This is a genomic window from Moraxella sp. CTOTU47915, from assembly GCF_031986685.1.
Classification (GTDB): Bacteria; Pseudomonadota; Gammaproteobacteria; order Pseudomonadales; family Moraxellaceae; genus Faucicola; species Faucicola tetraodonis.
This window is the reverse complement of record NZ_DAMAAE010000008.1, coordinates 36,355-55,994: the sequence shown is the minus strand read 5'-3', so window position 1 is coordinate 55,994 and position 19,640 is coordinate 36,355. Positions and strand designations below refer to the sequence as shown.

The 19,640-nt window shown below is 45.5% G+C and carries 19 protein-coding genes; 6 read left to right on the top strand and 13 right to left on the bottom strand.

The features are described from left to right. Positions 1-42: 42 nt before the first annotated feature. The 10 genes from RTL34_RS07895 to mazG form a co-directional block, all read right to left on the bottom strand. A complete protein-coding gene (locus tag RTL34_RS07895) occupies positions 43-1,275 on the bottom strand; it encodes a sugar transporter (RefSeq protein WP_312116002.1) in 1,233 nt (410 codons plus the stop codon). Between the two features lie 199 nt (positions 1,276-1,474). Continuing rightward, the gene (gene yjgA, locus RTL34_RS07890) at positions 1,475-1,984 is read right to left on the bottom strand and encodes a ribosome biogenesis factor YjgA (protein WP_065253902.1); all 510 of its coding nucleotides are present in this window, start codon (positions 1,982-1,984) and stop codon (positions 1,475-1,477) included. Between the two features lie 51 nt (positions 1,985-2,035). Then, positions 2,036-2,911, bottom strand: coding sequence for an RNase adapter RapZ (rapZ, locus tag RTL34_RS07885; protein WP_312116001.1), 876 nt, complete (start codon positions 2,909-2,911; stop codon positions 2,036-2,038). A 2-nt stretch (positions 2,912-2,913) separates the two neighbouring features. After that, the gene (panC, locus tag RTL34_RS07880) at positions 2,914-3,882 is read right to left on the bottom strand and encodes a pantoate--beta-alanine ligase (protein ID WP_312115999.1); all 969 of its coding nucleotides are present in this window, start codon (positions 3,880-3,882) and stop codon (positions 2,914-2,916) included. Positions 3,883-3,901: 19 nt separating this feature from the next. After that, positions 3,902-4,783: a 3-methyl-2-oxobutanoate hydroxymethyltransferase gene (gene panB / locus RTL34_RS07875; RefSeq protein WP_096489528.1), complete on the bottom strand. Its 882-nt coding sequence runs from the start codon at positions 4,781-4,783 to the stop codon at positions 3,902-3,904. A 206-nt stretch (positions 4,784-4,989) separates the two neighbouring features. Continuing rightward, positions 4,990-5,484, bottom strand: a complete 495-nt coding sequence (gene folK, locus RTL34_RS07870) for a 2-amino-4-hydroxy-6-hydroxymethyldihydropteridine diphosphokinase (protein ID WP_219331784.1) — start codon at positions 5,482-5,484, stop codon at positions 4,990-4,992. Further along, entirely contained in the window at positions 5,481-7,733 is a 2,253-nt protein-coding gene (pcnB, locus tag RTL34_RS07865; RefSeq protein ID WP_312115995.1) for a polynucleotide adenylyltransferase PcnB, read from the bottom strand. The genes folK and pcnB overlap by 4 nt, the downstream gene beginning before the upstream one ends. A 236-nt stretch (positions 7,734-7,969) precedes the next feature. Then, on the bottom strand, positions 7,970-8,353 hold the full coding sequence (locus tag RTL34_RS07860) for a ComEA family DNA-binding protein (protein ID WP_312115993.1): 384 nt from the start codon (positions 8,351-8,353) through the stop codon (positions 7,970-7,972). Then, positions 8,346-9,032, bottom strand: coding sequence for a hypothetical protein (locus tag RTL34_RS07855; protein ID WP_050325281.1), 687 nt, complete (start codon positions 9,030-9,032; stop codon positions 8,346-8,348). Before RTL34_RS07855 ends, RTL34_RS07860 begins: the two co-directional genes overlap by 8 nt. Further along, positions 9,019-9,849 (bottom strand): nucleoside triphosphate pyrophosphohydrolase, encoded by an 831-nt coding sequence (mazG, locus tag RTL34_RS07850; protein ID WP_312115991.1) that lies wholly within the window; start codon positions 9,847-9,849, stop codon positions 9,019-9,021. The genes RTL34_RS07855 and mazG overlap by 14 nt, the downstream gene beginning before the upstream one ends. Positions 9,850-10,176: 327 nt before the next feature. On the opposite strand from mazG, the gene RTL34_RS07845 reads away from it, so the two are divergent. Beyond that, positions 10,177-11,376 carry a nucleotide sugar dehydrogenase gene (locus RTL34_RS07845; RefSeq protein ID WP_312115990.1) on the top strand — a complete coding sequence of 400 codons (1,200 nt, stop codon included), beginning with the start codon at positions 10,177-10,179 and terminating at the stop codon, positions 11,374-11,376. 83 nt (positions 11,377-11,459) lie between these two features. Beyond that, positions 11,460-12,914 (top strand): phosphohexomutase domain-containing protein, encoded by a 1,455-nt coding sequence (locus RTL34_RS07840; protein WP_312115989.1) that lies wholly within the window; start codon positions 11,460-11,462, stop codon positions 12,912-12,914. A 119-nt stretch (positions 12,915-13,033) separates the two neighbouring features. Here RTL34_RS07840 and RTL34_RS07835 read toward each other — a convergent pair whose 3' ends face one another. Next, positions 13,034-13,657, bottom strand: coding sequence for a thiol:disulfide interchange protein DsbA/DsbL (locus RTL34_RS07835; RefSeq protein WP_040403627.1), 624 nt, complete (start codon positions 13,655-13,657; stop codon positions 13,034-13,036). A gap of 523 nt (positions 13,658-14,180) precedes the next feature. Between RTL34_RS07835 and ubiG the strand changes: the two genes are divergently transcribed. The 4 genes from ubiG (at position 14,181) to RTL34_RS07815 (ending at position 16,908) form a co-directional block, all read left to right on the top strand. Continuing rightward, positions 14,181-14,915 (top strand): bifunctional 2-polyprenyl-6-hydroxyphenol methylase/3-demethylubiquinol 3-O-methyltransferase UbiG, encoded by a 735-nt coding sequence (gene ubiG, locus RTL34_RS07830; protein WP_007116237.1) that lies wholly within the window; start codon positions 14,181-14,183, stop codon positions 14,913-14,915. A 40-nt stretch (positions 14,916-14,955) separates the two neighbouring features. Beyond that, complete coding sequence (locus tag RTL34_RS07825) at positions 14,956-15,678, top strand: HAD family hydrolase (protein WP_100274291.1); 723 nt, start codon at positions 14,956-14,958, stop codon at positions 15,676-15,678. 100 nt (positions 15,679-15,778) lie between these two features. Beyond that, positions 15,779-16,549 (top strand): YciK family oxidoreductase, encoded by a 771-nt coding sequence (locus RTL34_RS07820; protein ID WP_062333231.1) that lies wholly within the window; start codon positions 15,779-15,781, stop codon positions 16,547-16,549. Positions 16,550-16,641: 92 nt separating this feature from the next. Next, positions 16,642-16,908: a DksA/TraR family C4-type zinc finger protein gene (locus RTL34_RS07815; protein ID WP_050325275.1), complete on the top strand. Its 267-nt coding sequence runs from the start codon at positions 16,642-16,644 to the stop codon at positions 16,906-16,908. A 38-nt stretch (positions 16,909-16,946) separates the two neighbouring features. Here RTL34_RS07815 and RTL34_RS07810 read toward each other — a convergent pair whose 3' ends face one another. Continuing rightward, complete coding sequence (locus RTL34_RS07810) at positions 16,947-18,605, bottom strand: phospholipase D family protein (protein ID WP_312115985.1); 1,659 nt, start codon at positions 18,603-18,605, stop codon at positions 16,947-16,949. Between the two features lie 38 nt (positions 18,606-18,643). Further along, the gene (locus tag RTL34_RS07805; RefSeq protein WP_312115984.1) at positions 18,644-19,549 is read right to left on the bottom strand and encodes a crotonase/enoyl-CoA hydratase family protein; all 906 of its coding nucleotides are present in this window, start codon (positions 19,547-19,549) and stop codon (positions 18,644-18,646) included. Positions 19,550-19,640 lie beyond the last annotated feature (91 nt).

The window sequence follows — 19,640 nt, the reverse complement described above, 5'->3', positions numbered from 1 at the left end:
GCCTAAGTGCAAGCCCAATTACAAGTAAGCTACTGGGTTTGATTACTTTTGGTTGCGCGCCAAATACACCATTAGGCAAACCATGGCAATGAGCGCGATACCTGCCCCTACATAACCCACCATCGCCAGTCCTAGGCTGGCAATCACCAATCCACCGACGAACGCGCCGCCGCCGATACCGATGTTATAAATCCCTGAAAAAATTGACATCGCTACATCAGTGGCATTCGGCGCAAGCTGCAATACGCGTAGCTGCAAAGCAAGGCTAATCGCCGTAATTGCCAAGCCCCATAGCATCGCTAAGGCAAGCCATAAGATTGGCACATGGGGCAGCCAAGCGGATGCCAACAACGAAAACAGCAGCGTTGCCATCGCGCTAATCAAAAACGCCCGTGGAAAACGGTCATAAAAGTGCCCAAATAGCCAGCTCGCTAGCAACCCTGCCACCCCAAAACTCAGCAAAATCACCGTGGCAAATTGCTGACTAAACTGACTAATCGTCAGCATATAAGGCTCAATATAACTATATGCCGTAAAGTGTGCCGTCACACATAGCACAGTGAGTGTATAGACAGTGAGCAAGGGGATATTATTAAAAATACTGGGTAAACTTGCCGCTGAGCCGACATCTTTGCTCGGCAGTTTTGGTAAAATCCACCACACCATAATCATTGCCAACAGCGCAGCCGCGCCAATCGTACCAAACGTCATCCGCCACCCAAGCCACTGCCCAACCATCCGACCTAACGGCAGCCCAAGCACCGTCGCCAGCGCGCTACCCATCGACAGTAGCCCCAAGGCCTTGGTTTGACGATCTTTGGGCGCCACACGCACCACAAGGCTTGCGGTAATTGACCAAAACACCGCATGCGCTAGCGCAATCAATGCCCGTCCAACCAACAGCATGGCAAAACTTTGCGCCATCACCGACACCGCATGCCCCCCGATAAAGATAACAAATAATGCTATCAATAGCTTGCGCCGTTCAATACGGGCAGTGACAAGCATGGCAGGGAGCGACAAAATAGCCACAATCCAAGCATAGATGGTGATCATATGCCCCACCGTTTCTACTGGCATGGCAAAGCTATGACCAATGTCAGACAGCAGCGCAATTGGCACAAATTCGGTGGTATTAAAAATAAATGCCGAAATCGCCATGACAATCACGCGCCACTGGCGAATTTGGTTGGGATAGTTGGGATTGGACTGGGTGTGTTGACGTAACTGGTGAAAATGACTCATTGCGGACAGGATGGCTAAGGCTGATGGCATACCTTAGCGGCTCACTCTATAAAATAAAAGCAATTTTACGTTATTTTATGATGAAAATAACTTTGACAGTAAAAAATCGACTCATAGGGTATCGCGATAACCCAATGCAGAGCGGATAAATCACTCATACAGTCATCCGCTATACCCACTAGCCAAGCCACATAGGGATGAGGGGTTAGAAAACTGGCAGTCAATCTAACTATTTACCTTTGGACAAAATCGCCACTTGACGGATATAAGTGTGTAAATCAGCCACACTCTCTTCCATCAGTTCATCATCTTGGGTGTATTCGGCGTAGGCAATCCAAATCAGTAGCTGCTTGATGGTGTTGAATTCACTGTCAAAAAAAGTTTTGGTAAATTGTTTTAAGGTATTGTCATCTTGCAAATTTAGGCGCGTTTGCCAGCTTTCAATTTTGGCTTGTTGCTCAGGGCTAAAGGTATGGCGAAATAAAAATTCGACAATCGCATGCGGTTCTTCTTCAGCCAGCAATTTGCCCAAACGCTTGATGTGACGTTTACGTGCTTCATGGCTGGTGATATCGGCAAGCTGCAGCAAGTCATCCAAAAAAAACTCACTGGCAGGCAGTGCCTTCATTTGTTTTTTTGACAAATTGGCAAGTGGCTCAGCCAGTCGTTGTAGGCGTTCATGGGCTTTTTTTAGTTCGGTACGGCTAACCGCCATATCCATTTCAGCAAAATTAATCATTTATCAATCTCAAAGTTATCAATCATAAGTACAAAGTTAATTCAGAACGTGCTACCAGCGGTTTTTTTCACGGTGTTTAATACGTACCACCATCTCTTTGGGTAGCGATTGGGTCAGTGATTCGCCCAATTTCTCTGCGATATACACAGAGCGGTGTTTGCCCCCAGTACAGCCGATAGCGATGGTCACGGTATGGCGATTGTTGTGCAAAAAAGGCGGCAGCCATTTTTTAAAAAAAGCGATAATATCATTCGCCATGTCATCTACTTCGCTGTAGTCATCAAAAAATGCTTTGACATCATCATCTAACCCTGTCTGGTTGCGCAGTTGAATCTTCCAATGGGGGTTTGGTAGGGTGCGCACATCAAAAATAAAATCGGCATCAATCGGTGCCCCATATTTAAACCCAAAGGATAAAATATTGACGGTTACCGCATTATCCACGCCCAAATGATCGCGGATGACTTCTTTGAGTTGGTGGATATTAAGAAGGCTTGTGTCAATTTTGATATCAGCGCGGATGGCAATCGGCTCTAAAATATCGATTTCTTTTTTGATGGCATTGGGTAGATTACCCGATACCGCCATTAACGGATGCAGACGGCGCGTGGCGTCAAACCGTGCCACGAGTACGCTTTCTTGGGCAGTCACATACAGTATTTTAATCGCCGGTTTGCTATAAGTCTCTATGAGTTTATGATAGACCTCGGCAAACCGCGATAAGTCCGCTTGTGGTGAGCGTACATCGATACCAATAGCGATTTTATAAATTTGGCTGTCATGTACAAGTTTATCAATGGCACTAGGGACTAGCGAGAGTGGCAAATTATCAATTGGATAATAGCCAAAGTCTTCCATAATGTTGAGGACCGATGTCTTACCCGAGCCTGAACGTCCTGAAACAATGATAACTTGTAGCGTTGACATAGTTAATCCTTCACAGATGCGGTGGTAGGTTGTCGATTAAAATCACTAGCCGATTGCTGACCCAATTGCTGATTCAATTCTGGACTAAGTTCCTGATTTAACTCCCGGCTAAACTCTAGGTTATCTAAAAGCCGTGTTTTCTTGCCCAAAAAAGCGGCGGTCAAAATTACCAAGTCTTTATCAGTGGGCTTCGGCGGTTGTAATAAGCGATTTTTAACTTCCAAATAATCCACTTTAAAGCCTGAATCAGCCACCGTGACGCGATTTAACTTATCGATTGCGCCGGCAATAATCTGGTCAAAATCGGCAAAATTGGCAGTTGTTAACTCATTGGCAAGCTGTTGCAAGCTTTTTTGCAAGGTGGGGGCAAGTTGACGTTCTACTTCGCTTAGGTACTGATTGCGAGACGATAATGCCAACCCGTCATAAGCCCGCACGATATCCACCCCGACAATCTCAATGGGGAAATTTAGCTCAGCGACTAACTGGCGGATAATCGCAAGTTGTTGATAGTCTTTTTTGCCAAAAATAGCGATGTCAGGTTGGACGATATTAAACAGTTTGCTCACCACCAAGCCGACACCATCAAAGTGGGTGGGGCGAGTGTTGGCACACAAGATTCTGCTAATATCGCCTGACAGCACTTGCACGTTGTTAGGGTAGGTTGGGTACATTTCTTCCACGCTTGGGGCAAATACAAAATTTGCCCCTGCTTCGGTAAGTTTTGCCACATCAGCCTCTAGCGTGCGTGGGTAGGTATCAAAGTCTTCACCCACGCCAAATTGGGTTGGGTTAACAAACACACTGACCACTACGATATCGGCAAGTTCCTTGGCTTTTTTGACGAGGGTCACGTGACCGCTGTGCAAATTACCCATCGTGGGAACCAGCGCTATCTTTGGCGCAGCCGCTTGATGGCGTAAAGGTTTTAAGGTGTCACGTAATGCGCTGATGGTATGAAATACTTGCATTTTTTTGCCTTTATGATGACTAAAAACTATGTGCTGGCGTTGGGAACGTACGGTCTTTGACCGCTTTATGATAGGCTTTAAACGCCCCGGTGATATCCTTGGTTTCGTTATGCTCGTCGGTCAAAAAGTCTTTGACAAACTTGGCAGGTTTACGGGTATATACCCCAAGCATATCGTGCATGACCAGCACTTGACCATCACAATCCACGCCCGCACCGATACCAATCACTGGCACGGGGAAAGTGTCACGCACTTTTTTAGCAAGCTCGGCAGGGACGCATTCGAGCAGTAAAATGGCTGCGCCCGCTTCTACCACTGCTTGACAGTCAGCCATGAGTTTTTCCGCTTGGGCATCGGTTTTGCCTTGTACCTTGTAGCCACCAAACACATTCACTGATTGCGGTGTCAAGCCTAAATGCACGCAAGTCGGCACGCCGTTATTGGCAAGCACTGACACGATTTTGGCAAGCTCGGCACCGCCTTCGATTTTGACCACATGCGCGCCTGCTTGCATCACCGCTTGGCTGGCATCGAGTGCGCGCTCAAGCGTGGCAACGCTCATAAAAGGTAAATCACATAAAATCAGTGCATGACTGTTGGCACGAGCCACGTTTTGGGTATGATACACCATGTCTGCGATGGTCACCGGCAAGGTTGAGGTTTGTCCTTGCACCACCATGCCAAGGCTATCGCCAATCAAAATCGTATCAATCGCTGCAACTTGCATAGCTGCTGCAAAACTGGCGTCATAACATGTCAAGCACGAGAACGTCTCGCCATTGGCTTTGAGTTTGTTTAAAGTGGACAAGGTCACAGGTAATTTAGGCTTGGTCGTCGCTGCGGCAGATGTTGACTCAGTTGTTGAATCAGGGTTAGATTCTAGGTTGCTAACGTAGCTCATGCGGTTTCCTTTAAAAAAGCAAGGTTAAAAGAATCAAGGGTAAAAGAAGTAAAGCTAAAAGAAGCAAGGGCAAAAGAAACAGGCAAAACAAGAAATAGCGAAAACAAAAAACGTTACTTTATCAATGGTTTAATTTTTTGCGATTTCAAATCCATAGCACCAATAATTTGTTAATTTTTACAAAAATCTATGTTAACTGATATGGGTTAAACTACGGTCAATTTTTCCAAGCCCTGCCACTGTTGACTGGTCGGTAAGTCTGCCAATTTTTGCCCATTTACCATAAGGGTCGGGTCAAGCTCTAGCATCGGAATCAGCACAAAATTACGCGCAAATAAACCCTCATGTGGCACGGTTAAACGTGCATGGTTGATTGTGTCATCGCCATACAACAGTACATCGACATCCAAACTACGTTCACCCCAGTGGCGCAAACGTGTGCGCTTGGCAGCGCTCTCCAAACTTTGGCAAAAATCCAATAAGGCTAAGGGCGCCAAATCGGTATCAACTTTTACCACGGCATTAAAAAAATCGGGCTGGTCGGTGACCCCAAAGGCTTTGGATTGATACAGTGATGATGCTGTAACATTGGCAAAGTGCGGCGATGCGTAAAACGCCGCAATAGCATTGGCAATATGCTGCCTTGGCGTACCAAGCGCGTTTGCGATATTGCCACCCAAACCGATATAGCACGTAATCATGGCTGATGACCGTCGATTTTGACCGCGCGTTTGCGCGTGCGTTTTGGCGCTGCCGCTGCCTCGCTATCAGTCACCCCTTCTGCTGAGACTTTGCTATCAGCAACCGCTTTTTTACGCGTCCGTGGCGCTCGCTTTGGCTTTGGCTGTACCACGCCATTGTCAATCATTAATTTATTGGAAGCCGAATGATTGACGGTGTCAGTGTTAGTGCGAATGTCAGTGCCAATATCAGTATCGGTATGAGTCACCGCCTGATTGTCGGTGCTTTGTCTGACGGGTGTTGGGCTGACAGGTTCGCCACGCAAATCACTAGCGGATGTTGTGATATCCGCTTGCTGGCGTTGCTCCAAAATCGACCAGGTTGAGCTAGGGGCACGTCGCGCACGTTTGGCAGGTACACTGGCTACCGATAAATAAGCTTTATCGCGTTTGCGTGAGCGACCTAGGTTCGAATCGTTTGGGTGTGAATTATTTGGGTTCGAATCATTTGAGTGTGAACTATTTGGGCGTGCACTTGTCTCAGTATAAGCTGATACTGAATCAGAAACTATCGGCTGATAAGGGTGGTCATCGTTTTTTTGCGCTGTGATTGGCGCTACGATAAGTGATTTAGCCGGTGCTGAGTTGGTGTGACTGGCAAGCGATAACTGCTGCAGTTGGGCTTTTTCAAGTTGCTGCTGCTGCGTTAGTTTGTGCGCTTTGGTAGATAGTGCCGTATCTGGTAACAGTTCACGTTCGATTTGGCTGCTTGCTGCAAACGGCAAGCGGCGTCGTTCACTGCGGTGCTTTCCATGACTAAAATCGCTACCCATCTCTACTTCATTATCATGCACCGCATCGCTAGTTTGGTAAGCAACTCTGTCGTCCTCAAAACTGGTCTGATTGACAATATTGGCAAAGCGCAAACGCACCGATTCAAGGTCGAACTCATCAATCGCTTGTTGCTGCTGTTTGGCACCTAGGGTTTGAAACCACGCCCACCAATGTCCCATGCCGTTGGTGCTTTCATCATCCAACGTAATCGCTGCGCCATGTTGTTTGGCAAGTGCTTGGTTTTTGGCTTCTACCTGCTCACGCATCATCAAAAAGTCATAGGCAGCCCGAAAACGCGGATTTTCAAACAGCTTTTGCAGATTTTTTTTGCGCGGCTGGGCAAGTCTTGGCTGCATGAGCCAAATATCTTTAATAAACTGCTCGGCAAACTTGGGCATCGCCGTGTGCTGGCGCTGCTTGTCCAACACTTTATTGGCGGCTTGGTTTTGAGCGTCGCTAAACGGTGTGTTCTTTTTAAACTTATCCAATAAATACAGATAGTTTTCCCACAAAATAGTCGCATAAAAGAACGCAGGGTTAATGCTTTTACCACTACCTATGCGCCTATCGGTATTGATGGTGACTTGGTTGAGTAGCGGTGTCACGGTTGTGGGTGGGTAAAACAACAACTGGGAAAACGCACCATAATCAAATAGCAGCGGTAACATCGGCACCAAGTAGCCGCCTGTAAACATTTTTTGCGTTTCATCGTACAAGCGGTGAGGGGATACTTGCGCCAATAATGCCCAGTTTTGCGCGTTGAATTGTTGGTTTAAGGCATTGTCAAAATCAAACTGCAATTTTGCCTTAAAACGCAGCGCTCGTAGCAGACGTACAGGGTCTTCTTCCACTCGTTTTTGGGTATCACCGAGCAGACGAATGGTGCGGTTTTCAACATCTTTTAGCCCACCACAAAAATCATAAACGATGTCGTCAAATGGCTGATAGTACAGGGCATTGATACTAAAATCGCGGCGCACCACATCTTGATAGATATCACCCCACACATTGTCACGCATGATCATGCCGTCTTCGGTGAGATGATTGTTGTCCTTAGGCGGCGCGCGAAAGGTGGCAACTTCAATCATATCGCGACCAGAATACACATGACACAGCTGAAAACGCCGTCCGATGATGCGGCAGCGTTTACCAAATACTTCTTTGATTTGGTTGGGGGTGGCGTTGGTCACAGCATCAAAGTCTTTGGGCTTTAAGCCTAACAAGGCATCACGCACCCCACCGCCGACGATGTAGGCTTCAAAACCCGCCTGCGTCAGTGTGCTAATCACTTCTTTGATGGAGTTGGGTAAATCAGCTTTGTTTAAGCCCAGTTTTTTGGCATCCCGGCGAGCCGACTGTCTATCTAAAACATAATCGGTTGCGGTATTGCCAGCAGCGGTTGCCGTGCTAGGTGATTTGCGAGTTTTTTTTGCCATGTATAGTAACCAAAATCCATGAAAACGGCAGAAATTTATTAGCGGTTAGTGTACCAAATTTCTGCCTAACTAGGGATATTAATTCACGGTTACAAAAAATCCAGTGAGCGAAAAATATTGTCTACTGATTGATTATCTGTAGGACGTGAGCGCTACAGGATGAGATGGTTTGCTTGCTAGTACACAGTGTATAAAATAAGAATAGGCTGGTGATGATTGCCCATGCTTTGCTATCACTATTGGGTGGTGATGCGGTGGCGATTTTTATCGACAGTCGCTTTGCCGATACCTTTGACGTTGGCTAGGTCATCTGCCGTGGCAAACGGCGCTATCATTTGCCGGTATAAAATAATTTGCTGCGCTTTTTTAGCACCGATACCATCAAGCTGTGTAAGCTGTGCTTCACTGGCGGTATTGATATTAATCACTGTGGGTGAATTGGCAAGGCCATTTGCAGAGGGTTTTGTGGCACCAGCGTTAGTACCCGTCAAATTTGTCACCGCCAAAAAAGCCTGCTCGGGCGTCAAGGTTGGGGTACAAATTGGTTGGGCATAAGCAATGCCACAGTAAACTACAAAAGCATTGGTAAGCAAAACGTTTTTTAACCATCGGCTAATCATTATTGAAACCTAAATCTTCTTGTATTGCTTTTTTGGTTTTTGCCAAGAATGGGGCTTGAGAAATAAACACAATAGACCACTGAAATGCGCCTTTTTGATTATATTCTTCCGCAATATAGTGATACTGATAATAACGCAAACTAAATGCCACGCTTAACCATATCATTAACATGGCAATAAAATACATTGGGTTTGGGGTTTTTCCCTTAAAATACTGATAAAAAATCAAAGCAGCCAATGCAAACAAGCTGAAAAACCAAAATACCGCCCCAATCCCCCAAACAACTATTTTCCCACTTGACATATAATGGACTTGGTATGATTGAGAAAAACTAAATCCGCTTAACACTAACATAAATAAAGCTAATGATACCATCAAAAAATTTGCGTGATTTGTTTGAGTGAGTATTTTGATAAATAGAAACAGAAATATAAAATTGGCATATATGGCTAATATTCCATAGTAACCTTTTATAAGGGCGAAAGGTGAGTAGATTGTCCCAAAAAGAACAACCGCAATTCCAGGCAAAATGCCCCCGCTCATAGTAGAAAAATCGATAGCGGGTAGTAGCAGTGAAAGCGAATAAGTCGCACCAATGAAGAATAGTAATAGGCTATACCTTTTTCCATTAGTGTTCAGATTTAATAATAGTGGCTTTAAGTCATTAAGGTTTGTCATGTTTTTCCTTTAACTTTGCCAAATCCCACAAGTTATCCATTTCTGCTAAGCTAGCAGTTTCAGGGGTTTTACCCATTTTAGCGAGCTCATCTTCAATAAAGCCAAAACGATAGCGAAATTTATGCACGGTGGTCAAAGTCGCTTTTTCGCTATCAATGCCCAGTTTGCGGGCAATGTTAACTAGGGCAAAAAAACAATCCCCCAGTTCTTTTTCTAGCAGCGCTTTTTGCTCAGGCGTCGGTTTTTGACCATCGATTGGTAAGATTTCTTTGAGCTCTGCCACTTCTTCATCCAATTTGTCCACCGCACCCGACACCACATCCCAATCAAAACCGACTTTATTGGCAGTTTTTTGTAGTTGTTGCGCTTGCATTAACGCTGAGCCTGCCTTGACCGCATCAAGGGTGCGGCGATGGTTTACCAGTTTACCCTGTTTGGCTTTTTCGGCATTTTCCAAGGCTTTGATTTCATCCCAGCGTTTTTTGACATCTTCATCGGTTTTTAGATTTTCTTTGTCGAACACATGCGGGTGACGGCGAATGAGTTTTTGTTGTAAGGTGAAAATCACCTCACTGATATCAAACTGCTGCTGCTCTTGGTATAAACAAGCGTGAAAAACCACTTGTAGCAGCACATCGCCAAGCTCACCCTTAATGTCGTCAATGTCGCCCGATTGTATGGCTTCGACGAGCTCATAGGTTTCTTCTAGGGCGTAGGGAATGAGGCTATCGTTGGTTTGTTTTTTATCCCAAGGGCAGTCTTGGCGCAGTCGTGCCATTAAGGCAATGAGGTCGGCAAAATTGGAAGTTGGTTGCATCGTTATCTCTAAAGGGTGATTGATAGTAAATGATGAAAAATTCACAATATAATTGATCTAGCTATTTTAGCGCATTTGACATGGCAATCTAAGTCCATTGGTAAGTATTTGCCTTGACAGTCTAGATGCCTAAAATACAGAGGCTTTAAATACAGATGCCTAAAACACAGATGCGGCAAAATAATCGTTGTCATTGCTATGCCATTTTGTCAAACTATAGTGATATTGGCACAAACTTACCTAATTTAAAAATATAAGAAATATCAATGCTGAAAATAAGCGACGGCTTCGCTAATTTTTGCTGCGATTTGTAAGGTTCCATCACCCATGATTACAACCATCTTTGTCATTGGGGCAGGCTATGTCGGTCTGTCCAATGCTGTCTTATTAGCCCAGCCTAAACTTGCTAACCAAGTCACCTTGGTCGATATCGATGCCAAAAAAATTGCCCAATTACAACAGCAAGCGTCGCCGATTGACGATGCGTTGATTGCGCAGTTCTTGGCAACCCAGTCACTAAATTTAACAGCGCAGTTGGTAAGTGAGGCGGATTTTTCAACCGCAGATTTGGTGATTATTGCCACACCGACCAACTACGATGTTGCCACTGGCAAATTCGATACCTCATCGGTGGAAGCCAGTATTCAAACCGTACGCGCTCACAACGCACAAGTACCGATTGTGATCAAATCGACTGTGCCGATTGGATTTACCCGTGATATGCAGGCAAAGTTTGATACGCGTATTTTGTTTATGCCGGAGTTTTTGCGGGAGGGCAAAGCGTTATATGACAACCTGCATCCGTCACGTATTATCGTTGGCTGTGATATAAACCATGTGCCCGCGCTGCAAGATGTTTGTCACCAACTAATCGTCCAATACCAAACTGCCAGCGAACAAAACCACACCCCAAGCCAAATTATGCCGCCAACCGAGGCAGAGGCGGTCAAACTATTTGCCAACAGCTACCTTGCCACACGCATTGCATTTTTTAACGAGTTAGATAGCTTTGCCGAAAGCATGGGGCTTGATAGTGAGTCGATTATCACCGGTGTGAGCTTAGACCCACGGATTGGCATGCATTACAACAACCCATCATTTGGCTATGGTGGCTACTGTCTACCCAAAGATACTCAACAGCTCAAAGCCAATTATGAAGGGATTCCTGCCAATGTGATTCATGCGGTGGTGGATGCCAACAATACCCGCAAACGCTTTGTTGCCCGTCAAATTATCGCCAAGCAGCCTAATACCGTGGGTGTGTACCGCTTGAGCATGAAAAAAGATGCCGATAACTTTAGAGATTCTGCAATTTTGGACATTATTGAACTGCTCAAACAACATGCCATTGATGTACAAATCTATGAGCCCAGTCTGTCGTCACCGCAGTTTATGGATTGTCCCGTAGTCAATGATTTAGCGAGTTTTTTGGAAACGAGCGATGTGATTGTCGCGAACCGATTACATCCCGAATTAGCGCACGTCAAGACAAAAGTGTATAGCCGCGATGTGTTTGGTGATAGCTGATCATTGCCAGTGAATAACTGATTGTGAATAATTAACAGTTAATTGAATGACATTCTTAATTCTTAATCCCATGAGCCACGTATATGAATGATTTTTCTCCCATCACAATTTCGTCTTTTAAAGCCTATGATATCCGCGGTGAACTCGGTAAAAACCTTGACGAGGACATCGCCTACCGTATCGGACGTGCTTTCGCCCAATTTTTAAGTGCATCGCTATCAAATCAGCAAAAACCAGCGATTGTGATTGGCTGTGACATTCGGCCCAGTAGTGAAGCCCTTAAAAAAGCCACCATTCAAGGCATATTAGATGCGGGCATCGATGTGATTGATTTGGGCATGACAGGCACTGAAGAGGTGTATTTTGCCACCAGCCACTATGGCGCGATTGGTGGTATTGAAGTAACCGCCAGTCACAACCCCATCAATTATAACGGGCTAAAATTGGTGCGTGAACAGTCAAAACCCATTAGCGCGGATACCGGCTTGGCAGACATTCAACAAATCGCAGAAAAAGGCGCGTTCAAAGCGGCAGCCAGTAAAGGCGAGTATCAGTTAAAAGAAGACAAAACCGCCTATATCGACCACCTGATAAGCTATATTGACGTCAACGCGTTACGACCTTTGACAGTGGTTGTTAACTGTGGTAATGGTAGTGCTGCGCCAACGATTGATTTGCTTGAGCAGCGTCTACAAGCTGCCAACGCGCCTATTAATTTTATCAAAATCAATCATGCGCCTGACGGCAGTTTTCCCAATGGTATTCCCAACCCCATGATTATTGCCAACCGTAAAGTGACGGCAGACACGCTGTTGGCAGAGAAAGCGGACTTAGCGATTGCGTTTGATGGCGATTTTGACCGCTGTTTTTTCTTTGATGAAAACGCCCGATTTTTGGAGGGCACTTATGTAGTGGGGGTGCTTGCCAAAGCTTTCTTGGATAAAAATCCTGCCGAGGCGATTGTCTATGACCCGCGCAATATCTTAAATACCGAAAGCGTCATCGCGGCGGCCGGTGGCAAAGCGACCATCAGTAAGTCAGGGCATTCTTTTATCAAACAAGTCATGCGTGAAAACAATGCAGTGTATGGCGGTGAGATGTCTGCGCATCATTATTTTCGCGATTTTAACTACTGTGATAGTGGCATGATTCCTTGGTTATTGGTGATTGAATTGCTGTCAAAAGCAGGCAAAACAGAAGCGCCAAAAAAACTGTCGCAACTGGTTGATGAGATGATTGCCGCTTTTCCCATCTCAGGTGAGATTAACTTTAAATTAGACGGTATCACTGCGCCCGCGGTGTTGGCAAAACTTGAAGATAGCTACCAACAATTTGATAGCCAAACGGCGACCCTTGATAAACTCGATGGCTTGTCAGTCAATTTTCCACGCTGGCGCTTTAACGTCCGCGCTTCTAACACAGAGCCACTGATTCGTCTCAATGTCGAAGCAAGCGGTGATAAAATGCTATTGGATGAAAAAACCAAACAGCTAGAAAATTGGATTGTGGCACAAGGCGGCACGCCAGCCGACCACTAGGTTTTATTAACTACCATAAAAAAGCCGTTTCAACGTTAATTCATTGAAACGGCTTTTTTACTATTTAAGCTAAAACCATCTAGGCTAAAACCATTGATGCTCAGCAAATGGCTGGCGGATTATTTACCACCACGCTCAGCACGAGCTTTATTGATGAGATAGTTAACTACTTGTGGCACTTTACCATCCTCACCCTCCACAACGTATTTTCCATCAACGACAACCGCAGGCACCCCTGACAGTTGGAAGCGCTGCGCCGCATCTTTTGAACGCGCGATACGGGTATTCACCGCAAAAGAATTGTACATGCTGTTAAATTTATTGATATCCACGCCTTTTGATGCGTACCATTGACCAATCGAGGCTTGGTCAAACAATTTTTGGCGGTCTTTTTGAATGGCGTCAAACATCGCTTGGTGGGTTTTGCCTTGATAACCTAATAACTGTGCGGCATAAAAACCGCGCGCGTTTTGTTCCCACACAGGGTTCATCGCAGCTGGCGTCTGCATAAACACCACATCAGCTGGCAATTTTTTTGACCACTGTGCCATGTAAGGTTCTAATTTGTAGCAGTGTGGGCAACCATACCAAAAAAATTCACGAACAATGATTTTATTGCCTTCAATTTTCTCTGGGTTTGCAAGTACTTTATAGTCTTGACCCGCTACAAAATCTGCAGCTTGGGTTGATAAACTGGTCAAGCCGATTGCAGCGGCGATTGCGGTCATTGCTAATTTTTTCATGGTTGCCTCATTAACAGTCAAATCATAGGGTCTAGCACGGCTCATATCTTATAGTATGTTATAGAAAATCGCTTGCTAGCAGGGCTCAAAATACAAAAATATCTGCGCGTTATACTATCATAAATTAAGGACGTGCCTAAGTGTAATACTTTGTAAACTAAAAAAAACTACACTGGTGAAAAAAATAAGCAATATGTTAATTAAATTTTCTAAATAAAAAAGCATACTTTTTTAAGTTTAATTTATCAGTCATATTTAAAGTTGGAAGGTTATGAGATTATGCAGCAATAAGCTATTTTACCCCACAAATTTATCCTACAATTTTACGCTATCAGCCTGCCACATAAATTCTACAGCGAATGGGCTAAAAACTGTTAGAATAAGGCTATTTTTGATAGCCATTGTGGTTAGCAAGCAACCGCATTTCAAAAAGCGCGATAACATGCTATTGAAGTAACGCTATTAAAGTAAAAAGTATCGAATTAAAAAAATAGCGAAGTAAAAATCAAACGGAACTATCATCATGACACAACCGAACCTACAGCAAAACGTCGACTTACAAGAAGTACAAAAATTCACCGACCTTGCCAATGAATGGTGGGACAAATCAGGCGCGTTTGCCACCTTGCACCAAATCAATCCGCTACGCTTAAACTGGATTGAACAGCAAACCATCGCCCGCCAGCAATCAGGCTTAACAGGCAAAAAAGTGTTAGATGTCGGCTGTGGTGGTGGTATTTTGTCGCATAGCATGGCAGTGCGAGGCGCCACGGTGACGGGTATTGATTTGGGAGAAGCCAACATCAAGGCAGCACAAATCCATGCCGAGCAAACTAGCCAAGCGATTGATTTTGCTTGTGTTGCTGTAGAAGATTTTGCCAAAGCGCACGCTGGTGAGTTTGATGTGGTGACTTGTATGGAAATGCTCGAGCACGTGCCAGACCCACAGTCCATTATCAATGCTTGTTTTACCCTGCTCAAACCCAATGGCGTATTGGTACTATCGACCATCAATCGCAACCCAAAATCCTACCTGTTTGCGGTGATTGGCGCTGAATACTTATTACGCTTGTTGCCACGCGGCACACATGATTATGAAAAATTCATCACCCCAGCCGAGCTAGATCGCTTTGCCCAGCGTGCAGGCTGCAAACGTCAAGATTTAATTGGCTTACATTACAATCCACTTATCAAGCACTATTGGCTGGCACAAAATGTTGACGTTAACTACATGATGGCGGTATATAAGCCTCAGTAGTTGGCTTTACTTAAATATTAATCGTTGATTTGAGCAAAAAATGACTGAAAAATGCCAAGCCGTATTGTTTGACCTTGATGGTACCTTGATTGATACGGCACCTGATTTTATCCGGATTATTAAGGTGATGTGCGCCAAACACCAGCACCCAGCGCCCAGTGATACCGCCATTCGCGAGCAAGTTTCTGCAGGCGCCAGAGCGATGGTCAAGCTAATGTTTGGCGAGCTTGCCGATGTGACTGAGGATGACCCAACCTTGTTGGCTTATCGGCAAGAGTTTTTGGACACCTATGAGGCCGATATCTGTGTCGATAGCCGCTTGTTTGATGGGCTTGATTCGCTGCTAAAAAACTTGGAATCACGTGGTATTGTATGGGGCATTGTCACCAATAAGCCGCGTTATTTGGCGGAAAATTTGTTAGAGAAACTTGAGCTAACTGAGCGCTGTGCGGTACTGGTATGCCCTGATGATGTCAAACATACCAAACCTGACCCAGAGCCCATGTATTTGGCAGTAGCGCGGTTGAACGAACAACTCGGGCGTCAGCTACAGCCTGAAAATTGTGTGTATGTCGGTGACCATATCCGTGACATTCAAGCGGGCAATGCGGCGAATATGCGCACGATTTTGGCAGCTTATGGCTACATTCCCCCTGAAGACCAAGCGGATTTGGGCAGTTGGGGTGCAGATAACATAATCCATAGCGTCGCTGAATTGACCGCTTTGCTGGGCGATTGGACGGATGCTTTAGCGGACACTTAAACAAGCAACTAGGCGCTTGATGCATAGACAAGGTGTTAACAATTTGCCCGATTTTTAGGGAATTTTTTAGCGAGCTTTTGAGAAAAATTTTGAGGAAACTATGACTTTAGCAACCCATGATGATATCCGTAACTTTATCCCACCTGCCGATTGTCTAAAAGGTAAAAATATTTTGGTCACAGGGGCAGGTGATGGCATCGGTAAAGCAGCAGCGCTAAGCTATGCAAAATATGGCGCGACCGTGCTACTACTCGGCAAAACCGCGAGCAAGCTTGAAGCTGTATATGACCTAATTGAAGCAGAAGGCGGTGCACAGCCTGCCATGTTACTGATGAATCTAGAGAGCGCAAGCTACACAGAAATGCAGCAATTGGCGATTTTGATTGAGCGTGAAGTCGGGCATTTAGACGGTGTTTTACACAATGCAGGGTTGCTCGGTGTATTGACCCCACTTGAAATGTATGACCCGATTATTTTTGAGCAAGTGATGAAAGTCAATTTTAATGCCACCTTTACCCTTACCCAAGCTTTGCTACCGCTACTCAAATCTGCGCAAAGTGGCTCAGTGGTGTTTACCTCTAGTAGTGTCGGCAGCCGTCCACGCGCGTTTTGGGGGGCGTATGCGCTGTCAAAATTGGCGGTAGAGGGGATGAGCGATATTTTCACCCAAGAAACCCAAAAAACCACCACCCTGCGCTTTAACTGCATCAATCCCGGTGCCACGCGTACCCAAATGCGGGCTGCTGCCTATCCGAGCGAAAACCCCAACACCTTGCTTGCGCCCGAAGACTTGATGAGTGCGTATGTTGCCTTGATGAGTGATGAAGCGGCAGGTATCAAAGGTCAGGTGATTGATTTACAGCCACAATAAAATGGCGCGATGACGGCGTTAATACGCTATTGAAATTTGACAAAACCACTACCATATTATTATGGTTAACCTATTAAAATCTAAGGAAAAATATGGCAAGTGGTTGGGCTGCGGATGGCGCAGAAAACGAGCAAATTGAAGCGACTATTAATGATGCGATTGAACGGGCAAAACGGGCATTGCCACAGGGTGAGAGTCTAACTCATTGTGAGGAGTGCGATGCCCCAATCCCTGAAGCACGGCGTCTTGCGATGCCTGGGGTGCACTTGTGCGTGCGTTGTCAACAATCGCTAGAACAGCATCAGCAAAAAGTTGAGCTATTTAATCGCCGTGGTAGTAAGGATAGCCAATTGCGCTAAGCACATTGGCTAACGCTACAGTTCATAATAATGACAGCTTATAAAAATTTTTCAAGCGGCAGGTGCGATAGCATCCATACTAATGTACGCTGCCAAGGCTTGGTTTGTGGCTCTTCATCATAGGTGACGATTTGACCGTTCTCGAGCGTTGACCACTGAATATTGTCATCTTTGAGCGACAAGGTGTAGCTGGTTGTTGGCAAGGCTTGCAAAAATTCATTGCGGATTTTGTTGGCAAGGACAGGGTGGGCGATGGCAACGCCAAGTTCGGTATTGGTCAAGGCTGAACGCGGATCAAAGTTGAACGAGCCGATATACACCTTTTCACCATCGCTTTCAAACGTTTTGGCATGCAAGCTGGTGGCAGAGCTTCCCGTCAAGTATGAATCACGCAGATTGTCTTTGATGGCATTGGGCTTTAGTTCATATAGCTTGACCCCAGCTTTGAGTAAGTCTTTGCGGTGTTTGGCATAGCCAGAATGCACGAGCTTGACATCGGTAGCGCTCATGGCATTGGTCAAAATATTCACCGCTACGCCTTTTTTTGCAAGGTTGATAAAATAGTCTTTGCCTTGCTCCGTGGGCACAAAATACGCAGAGATTAAATTGAGTTCACGGCTGATTTTACCTAAGCTTTGGTTGATGTCTAACCCTTGGGTATTGGCTTTGCTACCCAGTTTGTCAGGATTGTCCGTCAATAGCTGGACGCTTGCCCAGTAGAGCGGCAATTTTTGTTTTTTGATTTGGTTGACGAAGTCGATTGCCACCAAGCGCTTTAGATAGTCGTTTTTCAGCTTTAGCACAGGGTCGAGTTGTTGCGACGCAGGTTTATCAGCTTTTTGGGTTTTTGGGGTGAACACTTGGTTTAGGGCAGATGGCTCAGGTTTTTTGACCAAATCGGTGATAGGAAAAGCCAGTTTATGGTTCCAATATTGGTCAAACGCTTGTGACATCTGCGGCACAATATGCCCAACCATCAGCACATCTAGGTCAGAAAATACCATCTCTTGGTTTAAAGAAAAATACTCATCCCCGATATTGCGCCCGCCTGTGATGGTGATTTGGCTATCAGCGGTGATGGATTTGTTGTGCATACGATGATTGAGCCGCTCAAAATCGCCCACAAACCCTAGCCAGCGCCACGAGCGAAAACGATTGGGGTTCATCAATCTTACTTCAATATTGGGGTGTTCATTGAGTACCCACAGCGTTGGGTCGAGACCACGGGTATTGTTGTCATCTATTAATAATCGCACGCGCACACCGCGCTCTGCCGCTTCTTTGATGGCTTGGAACATCAAATTGCCAGTGATGTCGTTATTCCAAATATAATACTGCACATCTAGCGTTTTTTCTGCGGTGCTAATGAGCAGCATACGTGCGGCAAACGCATCCATGCCATCAGGCAAGGGATAAACGCCCGTTTTTTGTGGATTGCTTTTAACCAACTCTGCGATGCCATCGGCCATGCTTTGCGAGCCAAATTGGCGAAAACGGCTGGAGGGCTCATCAGGTGGCATATCCGTTGCCACCGTTTTTTGATGGTCTTTGGTAATGACGGCAGTTTGATAGGTGCTGGATTTGCCCGTGTTGACAGGCAGACGACCCCACCATGCGATAAAAAACAAAATCGCCATACATACCAAAAACAGGCTGGCTAAAAAAATAAGACGACGTTTGAACAGGGGTCTTAGCATGATGGCACTCACCAAGGTCAATTAAGCCATGGGTTAAATTAGTTAAATTGACGCCCAATAAATTTGACGGTTTCATCCTTGGCTTTTTTGACGGCAAGCTTGCGGTTTTGTCCCAGCAGTAATTTGATTTGCCACAGTTTTTCTTGATACAAAGTTGTTGCAGGCGTGTGATACATGGCATTGATGATGCGTTTGCTCGCCAAGACAGCATCGGGGGAGCGATTGCTTAATTCTGTGACCAAATTCTTCGCAACTGCCATCGGTGTATCGCTTAGATGGCTGACCACACCATAGTCAAAGGCTTGCTGACCGTCAAAAATCCGTGCGGTCATTGCTAACTCCTTGACGATGTCCGCGCGTAGCACCCCCATCGCAGACTGGGTCAGTCCCATATCCGCTACCAGTCCCCATTTGGCTTCCATAATGGCAAATTGGCAATCCGCTGTGGCGATACGGATATCGGTCGCCAGTGCCAACTGTAGCCCTGCGCCAAGGCAATGTCCATGCAATACACTGACGACAGGCATCGGCAATTCTCGCCACACAAGGCACACTTTTTGAAATTTACTTTGGAACGGTTTGATAAGCTCCCAAGCGACCTGTTTTAGGTTTTTTGGGTTGTTTAAATCCGCCAAATCAATGCCGGTAGAAAAGCTTTTACCTTCACCTGCCAAAATCACCGCCCGCACGTCCGTCCAACTGGCGAGCAGGTGGGCTAAATCAATGAGTTTATCCATCAACGCAAAACTTAACGCATTGCGCTTGTCGATCCGTGTCAGCCAAACAATGACGCTATCATCGCCGCTAAGTTCCAACCGCACATCGGGCACAAGGTTATCGTTTGCAGCGTTGATACGCTGCGCTAAAGACAAAGCAGTAGCACGCTTAGAAAATGGCAAAAACCCTACACCCGGCAATATTTTCGATACCGACAAAACCGACATACGCATCCTTAAAATTTGACCAACCCAATACACTTAAAAAAATGTTGCGAAACGCGAAGATTTGCAATCATTAATCTCACTTTACTGATTT